This is a genomic window from Tritonibacter sp. SIMBA_163 (assembly GCF_046535935.1).
Lineage (GTDB): Bacteria > Pseudomonadota > Alphaproteobacteria > Rhodobacterales > Rhodobacteraceae > Epibacterium > Epibacterium scottomollicae.
The window spans coordinates 1-266 of sequence record NZ_JAWJBP010000570.1 but is presented as its reverse complement, the minus strand read 5'-3'; the positions used below and the strand labels follow the sequence as shown (position 1 = coordinate 266).

The 266-nt window shown below is 59.0% G+C and carries 1 pseudogene; it reads right to left on the bottom strand.

What is annotated here, in order from left to right:
* Positions 1 to 237 (bottom strand): annotated as a pseudogene (locus R0J92_RS23585) (IclR family transcriptional regulator); the annotation flags it as partial.
* Between the last annotated feature and the right edge of the window lie 29 nt (positions 238 to 266).

The window sequence follows — 266 nt, the reverse complement described above, 5'->3', positions numbered from 1 at the left end:
TCTTGTGCCGACACGCGAGGCAACCTGAAACGGGCTTGGTCCGTCCGCCATGGCCAGAACAAGCATATGGTCTCCATCCCGGCCGCACAGTTGCACTGCTTCGTTCGCTTCGCGGCAGAGATCATGCATTTCGTGCGTGGCGACGCTCATGAAATCAAGCGACCGCGCGTAGGCAAGACCGTAATGATAGAGCCGCGCACCGAGCCAGATCGCACCGTCCGCGTTGCGGGCGAGCATGTTTTTCTCAACGAGATCATCGATGGTCA